Origin of the sequence: Streptomyces bugieae (genome assembly GCF_036352915.1) — a bacterium.
Lineage (GTDB): Bacteria > Actinomycetota > Actinomycetes > Streptomycetales > Streptomycetaceae > Streptomyces > Streptomyces endophytica.
In genome coordinates this window covers 43725-57220 of record NZ_JAZBJP010000012.1, presented here as the reverse complement: position 1 = coordinate 57220, position 13496 = coordinate 43725, and the positions used below count along the sequence as shown (strand labels likewise).

The following is a 13496-nucleotide window of genomic DNA, read 5'->3' as shown; positions in this document are numbered from 1 at the left end:
TACCTACAGCAGGCTCAAGTCAGCACAGAATCAGCACGGGATTATGCCGCTGCCCTTTACTCGAGATCGCCGTCATCTCTCAGCGGTCTCATGGGGATCTCAAGGAGGGCGGGTTCTGCCAACTCGGGGGCCTCCACACCCGAGGTCCGCTCCGAGCTCTGCCGTCCCAGCCGCTTCCGGACCTCAATGCTCAGCGCTTCGACGGAGCGGGACGGCTCCTCCTGCGCGTCTGCGCTCCTCTTGAGATGTTTCGCGATCTGATGGGTACTCCACTCCACCGAGTCGGTCTCTAGGGCACTGTCCCGGAGGGCTTCAAGATCCACCGTGTAGATGAGCGGGTCCACGCGGCCGAACGTTTCAATCACCAGCACGAGCAGCGATGACCCAGGGATACGAGGCCGGATGTCGACGATGACGTACGGCTCCGCCTGCTCGCGTTGCGCCTTCTCTGTGAGGGCATTGGCTTGGGCAACTGCTCTCGCCTGGCGCCGGTTGTAGACGAGGGCCCAGAACGCCGCCGTCGTTGAGAAGACGAGAGCCGCCACGGAGATGACCACAGTGGCGATCTGGACGGATGAGTCGCTCATGACCGGTTGCTAGGCGGGTGGCCGGATATGGCGCGGAAAGGTTGCCGAAAAACATCCGGCCGAAATCGTTGGCACTCCGGCCTGAGCTGCGGGCCGCTACCGTGAAGCCATGACCGCACTGCCCGACTGGATGCGCCCGCCGCGCGCGGAAGGCTGGTTCGCGGAGGACCTCGACCGCCTCCCCGAGGCGCCCCGCCACACCGAGTTGATCGACGGAGCCCTCGTCTTCATGATGTCGCCCCAGCGGTCCTGGCATGGCCGCCTCGTCACCGCCCTGACCACCACGCTCATGGCGCAGGCGCCCGCCGGCTTCGAGGTCGAGCGCGAGATGACGATCCGCCTCGATGCCCGCAACCGCCCTGAGCCGGACCTCTTGCTGACGAACCTGCCCTATGACCCCGACCGCACCTGGTACGCCCCGGAGGACGTGAAACTCGTCGTGGAGGCGGTGTCACCCGAGTCCGCCCATCGCGATCGCACAGTAAAGCTCCGCAAGTACGCGGAGGCCGGCATCCCGCACTACTGGTGCATCGAGGACGAGGACGGGGCACCCGTCGTCCACGTCTACGAGCTCGACGAACCCACCGGCGCCTACGCGCCCGCCGGGATCTTCCGGGGCACCCTCCAGCGCCCGGTGCCCTTCGAGGTCAGCCTGGACCTGGACAAGCTCACGCCGCCCCGAAGCAGCTGAAAAGTCAGCACGAGGTCAGCACGGGAATGCAGAAGGGGTCGGACTCGCCAGAGTCCGGCCCCTTCTGACCCGCGCGTTTGACGAAACTGGCTAACATGCAGTGACGAGGCGACTACACGTTGAAGCGGAATGTCGGAGGCTGCGCTATGACCTGCGGGAACGCCCCGTCGTAGGGTCCGATCCAGCACGTATCCAGCGGTCGGTGATCGCCGCCGCGCGCGGCTCACAGAGCGCCATCGTGCGGTAACCGCCGGGGGATCAGGTGGTCCTCCGAGGCGTCGTCCGGCTCACAGACCGTGCTCGTCCATCAGGCGCATCAGGTTCCGCTTGCGTTTGTGGGCGGTACGCAAAGCGGTGACGTAAGCGGTGAGCTCCTCGGGCGACCCCAGCCGACGGTGGCAGTCCCGGATGCTCAGCAGCAGACTGACCAGCTGCTCGTAGACCGCGTTGCCGGTCTGCCCGGTCAGCGGCTCGGCCAGACGCAGGTAGACGCCGAGTGCGTCGGCCGGGCGGGTGGCACGGGCCTGGTCGGCGAGGGCGAGCCACTGCCGGTCGTGGGCGCCGGTCTCGATGACGACCTGCCAGGCGGCGTCGACGTCCTTGTCGTCGAGCAGGGCGTCGACCAGGACGGGACCGCCGTACCGCCATTGCCGCCGCCCCGCGTCGGCGCGCAGCAGGGCCAGCGCGCCCTCGCGCTCGGCCGACCAGCAGTCCGCGGCCCGGGCAGCGGCACGCAGCTGCTGGTAGGTGAGCAGGGTGCGGCGGGCGCCGAAGTGGTCGCGGCGTAGGGCGACGGCGTCGGCGAGTCGACCAGCCTGCGTGTAGCGGTCGCAGAGGTGGTCGACGAGGGCGGTGTCGACGGCAGCGAGGTCCCCGGCCTCCCGGACACCGCGTTCCGCCCAGTGCAGGGCATCGCCGGGGCGTCGGGCGAGGTCCAGCTCGCGGGCGATGACCAGGTGTGTGTGGCCGTCCGGTGCGAGGTCGGCCGCATGCACCGCAATCACCGCATCGACGTCGCCTCCCTTCTTGGCCAGACGCTCCATCAGGTCCTTCTCCGCCCAGCCACGGCGGTTGCCCTGCCACGCCTCGATCGCCAGCTTCCGCAGGGCGGCCATCCCCGCTGCGCCGAGAACATCCTCGTAGTCGAGTGGATCGATGTCGGTGAAGCCGTCGTCCGCCTCGCCGAGTACATGGCCGATGAGCCAGCCCGCGAGCTCTCCCGGGTCGGGGCGCGCCGCACGGCACGCGTCGAGATGAGCGTCGGCGAGGTCGGCGCCCACCTGGCCGAGCCAGCCGTCGGAGTCGTCGACGCTCTCCGCCGCCTGGGCCAGCAGATTCATCGCCTCCCGCGCCAGGACGACCGCGTCGGCCGCCCGTCCGGAGCCGGTCAGCGCACCGATCGCCGACACCGCCTGCCCGGCCTGATCCGCGTAGGCGCGGGCATCGGCGTACTCGACGTACCCGTACTGTGCTAACGAGCCGACGTCGAGCAGTTCACGGACACGGGCCCCGACCGCGGCGAGATCCCCGCGGTCGCTCGCGGCCCGCAGCTCCAGGCGGTGCCGCAACTTCCGGTCCTCGCCGAGCTGTTCCCGCATCACAGCGAGCAACTCGTCCTTGGACAAGGCGGTCAACCACGCTTCGAGGTGCTGTGCCCGATCCCGCGCCGCCTTCCGCTGCCGCGTCAGGCTCTCCGAGCGAGCGAGCACCGTCAGGCCGAGGGCAACCAGATGCTTGCAGAAATTGCCCTCACGGCCATACGGACAGTCGCACGCGCCGGACAGCCCGCCAGCCCCTTCCAAGGACAGTTCCACTTCGTACCGTTCCGTGCCGTGGACGCTGGCGGTGATCCATCCGTCACCGACCTCGACCCCGGACACCGCATCCAGGTATCCGCGCCCGCGCTCGAAGGAACGGACACCCGCCAACATCTTGAGGTTTGTCTCGGTGAGGCCGCGCATGGTCTCCGTCGCCCTGCTCCTGCTGCTGTCCCTTACGGCCGCCAGCTTAGGACTGACGGTCAGTCCGATCAGAAGGTCCACGGAATTTCCCCAAAGGCTGTGGCCGTACCGCGGGCTGCCGCGAACTGCAGAAACGCCCCTTGCGAGGGCAGCAAGGGCCAGCTGAGGAGGCAATCGGCTTCCTCTGGCTACCCTCGTGACTCCCTGTACTTGTTGATCTCTTCCTGGGCTGCCGCCACGTTCCCGTGCTCGAAGGCCAGTCGACCGGCCGGTGCCGCCAACTCCACCCGTAGCACGCGAGGGTCACCGTTCGCCGCAAACAATGCGCAGTCGACTCGCGGTGTCGCCGGCTCGGCACAGGCACCAGTGTCGTCGATCCTGGCCTGCGCCGCTGCCAACGTGATGTCCAGTTCGAAGCCCTCGAAGCCCGCCGCCTGCAAGCGACCACGCAGCTCCGTGATCACGCGCAGCGTGACGTCCTCCAAGGCGCCATCCCGCAGCGGGTATTCCAGATCAAGCGGCTCCCTACCGAACCCCGTCTTCTCCCGCACATGCAGCCGGAGTATGTCCGTTCTCAGTACCGAGTGGCGATCCAGGACGAAGACCAGGACCATGGCCGTCTTCACAGCGTCGGCAACGGTGTCTTCCTCTCCCATGGGGGGCAGCAGCCATTCCCGCTTCTCCTCTGCCACACGTTCCGGCCGCTGCCCCTGGAGCAGAGCGGTGATGCCCTCCGCCGGTGAAGCACCGAGGAGCCATGAGCCACCGTGATCGACGGAGAAGAGGCGAGCCTGCTCGTCGACGGCGAGCAGAGCATCGGAGTCGGTGCGGCCGAAGGGAAACAGTTTGACGCCCAGCGCCTCACTCAACCCGGCAAGCGTGCTGTGGGTGTACCGGCCGAGACGGGGATCCACTGTGCATCCCGTGGCGGCCACCTGCAGCCCGGGCACCGTGGGCCGGAAAGTCAATCCGTGAAACTCGCGAACGCTCTGTTCTGCGGCCGGAAAGAGCACCCATCGCCCAGGGCCGGACCGCGCGACCGTGCTTAGACGCCGTTTCTGATGGTGTGATCGCTCGTTGAGCCGTGCATGACGGATCTGGTTGAGCGGTTGGTACCGGACGAGTTGTGGGTGCTGTTCCGGCGGGTGGTCCCGCCGACGGAGGTCATACGCCCGCAAGGCGGCGGCCGCCGACGGGCCGGTGACCGCGCATGCCTGGCAGCGATCATCTTCGTGGCCACCTCGGGCTGCACGTGGCGGCAACTGCCGCCGGCGTTCGGGCCGGCCTGGCCCACCGTCTACCGGCGCTTCGCCCAGTGGAGCCGGGACCGGGTGTGGGCCAGGCTGCATCGCGTCATCCTCGACGAGCTCGGCGCCCGCGGAGCGTTGGACTGGTCGCGGTGTGCGATTGACTCCGTCAGCGTCAGGGCGGCAAAAGGGGGCCACTGACCGGACCGAATCCGACCGATCGAGGCAAGAGCGGATCGAAAATCCACCTGATCACGGACCGCAACGGGCTGCCCCTGTCCCTGGGCATCTCCGGCGCCAACATGCACGACAGCCTCGGCCTGGAACCACTCGTGGGCGGGATCCCGCCCATCCGCTCCCGCCGCGGACCGCGCCGCCGGCGTCCAGCCAAGCTCCATGCCGACAAGGGCTACGACTACGACCACCTGCGCCGATGGCTCCGTAAGAAAGGCATCCGTCACCGCATCGCCCGCAAGGGCATCGAGTCCTCCACCCGGCTGGGCCGCCACCGCTGGGTCGTCGAAAGGACGGTCTCCTGGCTCGCCGGATGCCGCCGCCTGCACCGCCGCTATGAACGCAAGGCCGAACACTTCCTCGCCTTCGTCGGCATAGCAGCGACCCTCATCGGCTACCGCCGCCTCACCAAGTGAAACGACGTCTTAGTTGAACACTCAGACACTGTCTTCTTCGCCATCTGGGCAGACGTTGCCTGTGAGGTGGAGGTCAAGGTAGTAGTGCTCTGGGGTGGGATTGTTCCGCCAGGCGCGCTTGAGACTTTCGGGTTCTGTGTGTTCGGTAAGGATGCGGTCGTAGTAGTCACGCGTGGACTTTCGGCCAGTCCACCAGGCGTGGCCTTCGTAGATCCCGGGGCGGGGGAGGTCCATGGTTCCTGCGGGACCGACAGTGAGTTGGTTGATGACCAGGCAGGCGGTGGCGGACTCGATGAGCACGGGGGTGGAGCCTTCGCAGTGCTTGGGTGGCGCTTGTACCTGATCCCAGATGCGGATGGTCACGTCGACCTTGATGTCGGGTTGCAGGCTGTGCAGGTACAGGTGGTAGCCGTTGCCGGCTACCACCTGCTCTCGTGATGCCTCGGCTGCGGCGCTGTCGTCGAGGTAGGCGTCGGCGTCGTAGACCTCCACCAGGCCGTGGGCAGGTCGGGCTTTCACGGTGTGTTCGGCGAGCAGCGCCACAATGTCTTCCTTGAGTTAGCTCGTGATTTTCACGAAGAAGGGATCGCCGTCGAGGATCCTGTTTGCGGTGTACACGGAGTTGAGTCGACGGCCGCCGGTTTCATTGTCCGCGCCGTCGATCAGCCGGACGGAGTAGCGGTTGTCGCCCTTATTCGATCCCTCGCGGGTCGAAGCGAAGGGATACTCGTCGCACTGCAAGGGAGTTCCGGAATAGTTCCCCCACACCTTGGTGCACTCGCTTATTGATTTTTCCCGGTTCGCTTCCTGCTTTTTGGTGTCTATGAGTTGGTGCAGCGGTTCTTTCGCTCCGGGCACGCTCTTTCCAGGCCAAGACGGGAAGGTTCGCTCCGGGTTCTTCTGGGCGTCGAGTATGTGCTGTGCGCTCTCGTTGACTGCCGGGTCCTTGAGGCTCAGCGCAAGTTCAGCTCGGCCTTCGGTGAACACGGTCCCCTTGTGCTTGCCTGCGATCGGTCCTGCATAGTCGAAGCGGACGTTGGAGTGGTAGGCGTCGACTTGGTTGTACGGAGCGACATCGGGGGCGTTCACGGTGAGCTCGGTCATTATCAGGGACTCGACCAGCTGCAGGTTGCCTTTGCTCCACTGGGGGCCTGCGTCGGGCGAGGTGTAGGTGAGCGTCCACTGAGGCTGCTTGTCCCAGGCGCCGAGCAGCTCGTCACGGCTCTCCTTCTTGGGAGGCGTGACCGTGCTGGACGGGTCGCCGGAGGGCGAACCGCTGGTGTGGCTGAAGTACTGCCCCACGGTCCAGTTTCGCGCGTCAGCGCCAGAGCCGGGAGCGGTCTGGACCCGTATGTTCTCGATACTGCTGACAAAGTCGACGCGCCTGGCCCCGTCGGTGGCGAATCCGAGCACCCACACATCGAACCAGAGCCGCCCAATCTCTTGAGTGCCTCTCATGTCACGCATCACAAGGTCGAAAGGGCGGTGCTGGCAGGTTTCGAACCGGCTCTTGAGCCATCCCTTGGAAGCCGCCGCTTCCCTGTGCTTGGTGCACTGTTCTCGCAGATCCGTCTGTTCGTTTCCTGCTGCCACAGCAGACCTGGTGGCCCTTGGGGCAAGCGTGGAGGCTGCCGCTCCCGTATCCGGACGGTATTCATCGAGAGGCACGGGATGGTTGAGATCGCGCAGAGCCTCAGAAGGCAGGGTGGCAGCGGGCACGAAGGTCACCGCGGGCGTCGAGAGGCCATGGCCTGGCGCCGGAGACCCAGTGGCGCTGGCGGCTGAGGGAGCACTGGCCAAGAGGAGCGCACCTGCCACAACGAGCAGACGAGCCCTGCGAGCGAAGGGTAAGTGACGAGTCATCGGCGTGGCTCCTGTAGCGCAAGTCGTCGGAAGGGCAGGCCAAACGAATTCCTCAACGTCCGGTGAGGGAGAGGCGTCATGACTCGCACATCTGGCCCCAGCACGCATCGATCAACTGGCCGGTCACCTCGGAGTAGGAGGCTCGGAATCCCGCGAAGTTCGCCTCGTGGTGGCCGAGTCCCGGCGTGGCCTCAGCAGACGTCACAGTCCATACGTGTGCGGCTTCGCTGCCAGTAGTGAAGCCGGTACCGGAGGAAGGGGCGACAACCGTCAACTTCTCAGGAGCCACCGCAAAGGACGCGGCTGCCCTCTGCCGAATTTCCTCACCGCTGACAGAAGTGCTCGGACCCGGAACGTCGGCGACAGCGCTGTCCGCACCCTCGGCATTGCACATACGGGCACTGGCAACGCACTCCGCCAGGCCTGGCACCGTGGCCATGCACTCGTCAGGTGCATTGATCAAGCACTCCTGCAGCGCTGGCTGATCAACACCGTTGAAGACTTCGTTCCGAGCAGGACTCAGTACGGAGAGGGAGCGGCCCGGTAACGCCGTGGTGAGGGATGGCGCAAACTCCGCTGCTTTGCGAGGCTTTCCAGTCGTCCACTGAGTGAACGACGCACCGCCCGTCAACTTGGCGTTGAAGCAGTAGGGAGGTTTTCTCGTGCCGCCACAGGTACCCAGAGAGATTACCTTCGCCGTATTAGCCGATGCGACCTGGTGCCATGCCTTGTCCTCACTCATGAACTGCATACGGCTGGCGATGTTGGGGACGTGAGAGTACTGAGGCCCCATTACTTCAAGGCCGAGATCGATCCGGTTAGGGTTTCCACGAGGAACCTTCAGCTGGTGGCCAGTACTGCCGACCTTGTTGAAGTCGTACAGGATGTCCCATTGGTTGCCGCTCTGTTGGCGCACCACCATGTAGGTGTGGTTGCGCCGGTCCGACTTCGTCGGGTTCACGCCGGCCTTGATGGCTTTCGTCACGCCACCTTGAGTGGTCAGCTCACTCCAGCGTGGCCCGTAGGACTGCGTCGCCTTGCCGGTCTTCTCGGCATACAGCCCAACCTCGATGTTGGGTGCAATCGGAGAACTCTCGGTGTTGGGTGAGACCCTCATATAGTTCGCGACCTGAACTGTGGTATTCGGCGTGTCGACCTTGTCGAACGTGACAGGCTCGTTCCGCCAAGTAGCGAACCCGCCAATCATCGGCTCGCCGGGCTGACTGCACGTCATCGCCCAGAACACGATCTGTGCGGTGTACGCGGTGTTGCAGGACCTCGTAGGCGGCGACGCTGAAGCCTGTCCTGCCGAAAGGGGCACCAGCCCCAGTGCCCCCGCAAGCGCTGCCAACGCACCGCGACGTATCGGTAATCGCACGCAAACCCCCCTGTTGAGCGATCTTCAGTCGAGGCGAAGTTAGCAAGATTCCATGATGTATGACCGAATGGATCGATAAGTGTCTCAAAGTCCACCATGAGATGCGATGAGGGTTCCACCGTCGACGCAAAGGCACGACCATGCCATACACCCCACCAACTGAAGAGCACAGCGGTCGTCCAACGTCGGCCAGGGGATGCGAGGGAAAGCCCCCAGCAGCCGTTTAAGAGGGCTTCTCATTTGGCCGGGTCTTCGGCAGGTGAGGGTGCAGGCGATGCTGGTGAAGGCCAGAAAGCGGTCGGCTTTGTGCTCGTAGCTTCGGTGGAGTCGGCGGCAGCCGGCGAGCCAAGCCATGGTGCGTTCGATGGTCCAGCGATGCTGGCCCAGCCGCTTGGACGATCGATGCCTTTGCGGGCGATCCAGTGGGTGATCCCACGTCCGCGCATCCATCGCCGCAGGTGGTCATAGTCGTAGCCCTTGTCCGCGTGCAGTTTGGCGGGGAGCCGTCGACGGGGTCCGCGTCGGGAGCGGATCGGTGGGATGCCGCGAACGAGGGGCTCGAGGCCCTGGCTGTCGTGGAGGTTGGCGCCGGAGATGCCGATGGAGAGGGGCAGGCCGGTCCGCTCAGTGATCAAGTGGATCTTTGATCCCCTTTGCCCCGATCGATCGGATTCAGACCTGCCATTTCCCCCTTTCGCGCTGACCGCAGTACCTCTGCCGCGGGCCACGGGCCGCCAGCTGGTGCTGGCCGCCGACATCACGCGCGAGGCGATCTGTTCTCGCGGGATGACCTGGGGGCAAACCGGGCATTTGAGGTTCAAGCCGCCAACCGCGTGCAGTATCCGCTCCGTCGAGTGATCGCGAACTTGTAGGCGATGCCTTCCCGTAGCTGACGCGCTGATCGTGCATGAAGTCTGTGACGATTTGCCCGGTTATCAGGCGGGGTGTTCCCCTCGTGGCAGCGTCAGCTCTGCTTCCCTTGCTGAGCGCGCAGCCAGCAGTCGCCGACACCAGTAGCTGCACGCACGATTTCTCAGGGCCACAGATCTGCATCCGCCTCAAGGGCCGCAACGGTTCCAACTCCGTCACGGGCATCTGGACCAACCCTTCGCAAGGGACCCGGCACAGAGCTGTCACTGTCTTCATGAACGGCAGGCGTGTCAGCACCGCCCAGGCCCGCCGGGTCGGCAGCACGCTCTCGCATACCTGGCCCACCATGCACACAGGCACCGACACCAAGATCTGCGTGAAGTTCGCTGGAATCGGCAGGGTCGCCTGTGACACAACCCGGTACATCGGAGACCGGGCCCAACTCTGACCGGACAGAAACTCGCCCCTGTCCCCGGCCCGGCTCGGATCAGCACGGCTGACCGGTCGCTTCGCGCGCCTCCAGCGCCCCTCACTGGGCGGGGCGCTGGAGACGTGTGCGGCTACCAGCGGCGAAGATCGCTGCATAGCTGGTGGGTGCCATGCCGTACGGCGCAACCGTCGGCGGCCGTCGGGTTTGTCGCCGAGGGCGACGACGGGGTCAGCGACGCCGTAGCGTGATGCGGTAAGCCAGGAGGTCGGTTGCGGTATCCATCCACTCGTTGACACTCCGCTTGGGCGGCATCGGCCCGAGGACGGTGACTAACCGAGCTTGTTCCACTTTGACGGACACCGTCGGTGCGGTGGTCAGGCCGCAAGGGCAGCCTCGCAGTCGGCGGGTGCGCGGTAGCCGAGACTGGTGTGTAGCCGGACCATGCGCATGGCACGGTTCCCCCACCGCGTCCCACGTGGCGCCACGGACACCGCACGCGGGCCGCATACCGCGCCCATGGGCAACGGGCACCGCGCACACCCCCATCCCCCAGCCCCAGCCCCCACCCCCAACGAAATCCGCAGCCAGGACCCAGCCCATCCAGCTGACTCACCATCAGCCACATCCAGCACCGATCCAGCAACGGTGCGGATAACCAGGGATGACGACAGCTGACGAGACGTCAGCAAATCCAGCCCCGATCCAGCAACAGGAACGACAACGGGGCCGGCCCCCACATGGGCCGACCCCGCCTGACCTGCACATTTGCCAGGTGGCTACCTCAACGCTATGACCGGCGTCACACGTTGAAGCGGAACTCCACCACATCCCCGTCCTGCATCACATACTCCTTGCCCTCCATGCGGGCCTTGCCCGCGGAGCGGGCGTCGGCGACCGAGCCGGTCTCCACCAGGTCGGCGAAGGAGATGACCTCCGCCTTGATGAAGCCCTTCTGGAAGTCGGTGTGGATGACGCCGGCGGCCTCGGGGGCGGTGGCGCCCTGCTTGATGGTCCAGGCGCGGGTTTCCTTGGGGCCGGCCGTCAGGTAGGTCTGCAGGCCGAGGGTGCGGAAGCCGACGTGGGCGAGGGTGGCGAGGCCGGGCTCCTCCTGGCCGACGGACTGGAGGAGTTCGAGGGCCTCGTCCTCGTCCAGTTCGGCGAGGTCGGCCTCCAGCTTGGCGTTGAGGAAGATCGCCTCGGCGGGGGCGACCAGCTCGCGCTGCTCGTTCTTGAAGTCCTCGTCGGTCAGCTCGTCCTCGTCGACGTTGAAGACGTAGAGGAACGGCTTGGTGGTGAGGAGGTGGAGGTCGTGGAGGAGCTCGTTGCGCTCGCTGCCCTGGACGATCCCGTGGGCGAAGAGGGTGTCGCCCTTCTCCAGGATGGCCTTGGCCTCCTCGACGGCCTTGACCTTGGGGGCCACGTCCTTCTTGATCCGCGACTCCTTCACCAGGCGCGGCAGGACCTTCTCGATGGTCTGCAGGTCGGCGAGGATCAGCTCGGTGTTGATCGTCTCGATGTCGTCCTTGGGCGAGACCTTGCCGTCGACGTGGACGACGTTCTCGTCCTTGAAGGCGCGGATGACCTGGCAGATCGCGTCGGACTCGCGGATGTTCGCGAGGAACTTGTTGCCCAGGCCCTCGCCCTCGGAGGCGCCGCGGACGATGCCGGCGATGTCGACGAAGTCGACGGTGGCCGGGAGGACCTTCTGGGAGGCGAAGATCTCGGCGAGCTTGGCCAGGCGGGGGTCGGGGACGCCGACGACGCCGACGTTCGGCTCGATGGTGGCGAACGGGTAGTTGGCCGCCAGCACGTCGTTCTTGGTCAGGGCGTTGAACAGGGTCGACTTGCCGACATTCGGCAGACCGACGATTCCGATCGTGAGCGACACGGTGGCGACTCGACTTCCGAAGCGAGAGCGGTGGGGTGGGCAACGGCCTCGTGAGGGGCCGATCCACCAGTCTACGGGGCGGGCGGCGGCGCCCGGCCGCCCCAGGCCCGGGCCGGTGCCCCGCCGCCGCGCCCCCTTGTCCAGGCCCGTCCTGCCCCGTCCCGCACCGGCCCCGCACCCGCTCGTGTCGAACGCAGTCCCAAGCTCGGCCAAAGCGCGTGTCCCGTAACCGGTTAATACCACTTAGCGGCCTACCGTTGGCGAGTGGAGCAACACGAAGCGCGCACCCCCCAGCACGGCCCGCCGTGGTCCGGACGCCCGGCCGCGGACCAGGACGCCCGGCTCCCGCGCCCGGCGGAGGCCGTGGCCCCCGACCCCGACGACGACTTCCTCTCCGCGATGCGGGCCTCCGGCTTCGCGTCCGTCCCGATCGCCGCGCCCGCGCCCGTACGGGCCACGGCGCGCGGCCCGGCGCAGGCGTGGGCCGCCCGGGGGCCCACCCCGGCGGCCCCGGGACCCGTGGGCGAGCGGGCGGCCGTGCCGCCCCCGGCGGGCGTGGAGTCCTCGACCGTCTACCGGGCGCGCCCGCAGCGTCCGCTTCCCGCGGCGCCGGAGAACCTGCGGCGCCGGATGCCCGCGGCCAAGCTCACCGGCCTGGGCTGCTGGCTGCTGGCGACGCTCGCGCTGTTCGCCTTCGCCTGCCTGGACCAGCTGCTGCTCGGCGGCGCACAGACCCCGTACGGGGTGTTCTTCCTGCTGGTGGGCGTGGGCGCGGCGGTGTGGGTGCGGCCGTACGACCTGATCTGCGCGCCGGTCACGCTGCCGATCGCGTTCACGCTCGGGGCGGTGCCGATCCACCGCGGCGGGGACGGTTTCGGCGGGCTGCTGATGGGCGTCTTCACCGTGCTCGCGCTGAACGCCGGCTGGCTCTACGCGGGCACGCTGGTCTGCGCGCTGATCGCGATCGTCCGGCGGGCGGCGGTCATCGCGCGACGTCGGGCCAGCCGACCGGTGACGCGACCGCGGAGCGGGGAGCCCGGGCCGGCGAACCGGGCGGCGGCCCGGAAGGCTGACCGGTCGCGGCCACGGCCGGGGACGCGGCCGCGGCAGGTGGCGCGCCAGCCCGAGCGGCGTACGCGGCCATCGCAGCCCCCACGATCCCCGCGTTGTTCTGAAGCTGAGCCGGCACGATCTCGGCCCTGATGCCCTCGATCAGCGGCAGGAACTTCTCGGCCTTGCGGCTCACCCCGCCGCCGATCACGAACAGCTCGGGCGAGAACAGCATCTCCACATGGGCGAGGTACTTCTGGACCCGGCGCGCCCAGCGCTGCCAGCTGAGCTCCTCGTCCTCCTTGGCCTTGGTGGAGGCGCGTTTCTCGGCGTCGTGGCCGTGCAGTTCGAGGTGGCCGAGCTCGGTGTTGGCGAGGAGCCGGCCGTCGGTGAAGACGGCGCTGCCGATGCCGGTGCCGAGGGTGAGGACGATGACGGTGCCGCCCCGGCCGCGGCCGGCGCCGAAGCGCATCTCGGCCAGGCCGGCCGCGTCCGCGTCGTTGAGGAGGGTGACCGCGCAGCCGCCGGCCTCGCCGCCGAGGCGGTCGGTGATCAGGGTGGCGGCGTCGGTGCCGATCCATCGTCTGTCGACGTTGGCGGCGGTGCGGGTGATGCCGCCGGTGACCACTCCGGGGAAGGTCACGCCTACGGGGCCGGTCCAGCCGAAGTGCGCGACCACCTCGCGGACGCAGTCCGCGACGGCGTCCGGGGTGGCCGGATGCGGGGTCAGTACCTTGTGGCGCTCGTCGGCGAGGTCGCCGCGTTCGAGATCCACCGGGGCGCCCTTGATGCCCGATCCGCCGATGTCCACACCGAAGACCCTCATGGGGAAAAGGCTAGGCGCGGACGGGCCCGGCCGCCCAGGGAACGCGGATCCGGCG

The 13496-nt window shown here is 67.2% G+C and carries 11 protein-coding genes and 2 pseudogenes; 4 read left to right on the top strand and 9 right to left on the bottom strand.

The genetic code is table 11. The features are described 5' to 3' along the window. Positions 1–56: 56 nt before the first annotated feature. Positions 57–587 carry a hypothetical protein gene (locus V2J85_RS20410; protein ID WP_330822394.1) on the bottom strand — a complete coding sequence of 177 codons (531 nt, stop codon included), beginning with the start codon at positions 585–587 and terminating at the stop codon, positions 57–59. 109 nt (positions 588–696) lie between these two features. Between V2J85_RS20410 and V2J85_RS20405 the strand changes: the two genes are divergently transcribed. Next, positions 697–1278 carry a Uma2 family endonuclease gene (locus V2J85_RS20405; RefSeq protein ID WP_261955897.1) on the top strand — a complete coding sequence of 194 codons (582 nt, stop codon included), beginning with the start codon at positions 697–699 and terminating at the stop codon, positions 1276–1278. A 287-nt stretch (positions 1279–1565) separates the two neighbouring features. On the opposite strand, the gene V2J85_RS20400 is transcribed toward V2J85_RS20405, so the two are convergent. Together V2J85_RS20400 and V2J85_RS20395 are read right to left on the bottom strand one after the other, a co-directional pair. Continuing rightward, on the bottom strand, positions 1566–3239 hold the full coding sequence (locus V2J85_RS20400) for an SWIM zinc finger family protein (protein WP_330822430.1): 1674 nt from the start codon (positions 3237–3239) through the stop codon (positions 1566–1568). Between the two features lie 188 nt (positions 3240–3427). Further along, positions 3428–4417, bottom strand: a complete 990-nt coding sequence (locus V2J85_RS20395; RefSeq protein WP_261955898.1) for an SUKH-3 domain-containing protein — start codon at positions 4415–4417, stop codon at positions 3428–3430. Here V2J85_RS20395 and V2J85_RS20390 point away from each other — a divergent pair. After that, a protein-coding gene (locus tag V2J85_RS20390; RefSeq protein WP_419836810.1) for an IS5 family transposase occupies positions 4328–5136 on the top strand; the annotation gives its coding sequence in 2 pieces (ribosomal slippage) (positions 4328–4670 and positions 4670–5136; 810 coding nt in all). The genes V2J85_RS20395 and V2J85_RS20390 overlap by 90 nt on opposite strands. Positions 5137–5157: 21 nt before the next feature. Here V2J85_RS20390 and V2J85_RS20385 read toward each other — a convergent pair. The 4 genes and pseudogenes from V2J85_RS20385 to V2J85_RS20370 all read right to left on the bottom strand — a co-directional run. Then, positions 5158–5679: a hypothetical protein gene (locus V2J85_RS20385; protein WP_261955900.1), complete on the bottom strand. Its 522-nt coding sequence runs from the start codon at positions 5677–5679 to the stop codon at positions 5158–5160. Positions 5680–5694: 15 nt separating this feature from the next. Beyond that, positions 5695–6855, bottom strand: coding sequence for a NucA/NucB deoxyribonuclease domain-containing protein (locus V2J85_RS20380; RefSeq protein ID WP_330822392.1), 1161 nt, complete (start codon positions 6853–6855; stop codon positions 5695–5697). Between the two features lie 220 nt (positions 6856–7075). Next, positions 7076–8245 (bottom strand): hypothetical protein, encoded by a 1170-nt coding sequence (locus V2J85_RS20375; protein WP_330822391.1) that lies wholly within the window; start codon positions 8243–8245, stop codon positions 7076–7078. A gap of 381 nt (positions 8246–8626) precedes the next feature. Then, a pseudogene (locus V2J85_RS20370) lies at positions 8627–9077 on the bottom strand (IS5 family transposase); the annotation flags it as partial. 444 nt (positions 9078–9521) lie between these two features. Here V2J85_RS20370 and V2J85_RS20365 point away from each other — a divergent pair. Next, the gene (locus V2J85_RS20365; protein WP_261955903.1) at positions 9522–9695 is read left to right on the top strand and encodes a hypothetical protein; all 174 of its coding nucleotides are present in this window, start codon (positions 9522–9524) and stop codon (positions 9693–9695) included. A 781-nt stretch (positions 9696–10476) separates the two neighbouring features. Here the strand turns inward: V2J85_RS20365 and ychF are convergent. Then, entirely contained in the window at positions 10477–11565 is a 1089-nt protein-coding gene (gene ychF, locus V2J85_RS20360) for a redox-regulated ATPase YchF (RefSeq protein ID WP_261955904.1), read from the bottom strand. A 399-nt stretch (positions 11566–11964) separates the two neighbouring features. Between ychF and V2J85_RS20355 the strand changes: the two are divergent. Next, positions 11965–12534 (top strand): annotated as a pseudogene (locus V2J85_RS20355) (DUF6542 domain-containing protein); the annotation flags it as partial. Positions 12535–12547: 13 nt separating this feature from the next. Here the strand turns inward: V2J85_RS20355 and ppgK are convergent. Beyond that, complete coding sequence (ppgK, locus tag V2J85_RS20350; protein WP_315975455.1) at positions 12548–13441, bottom strand: polyphosphate--glucose phosphotransferase; 894 nt, start codon at positions 13439–13441, stop codon at positions 12548–12550. Positions 13442–13496: the final 55 nt, after the last annotated feature.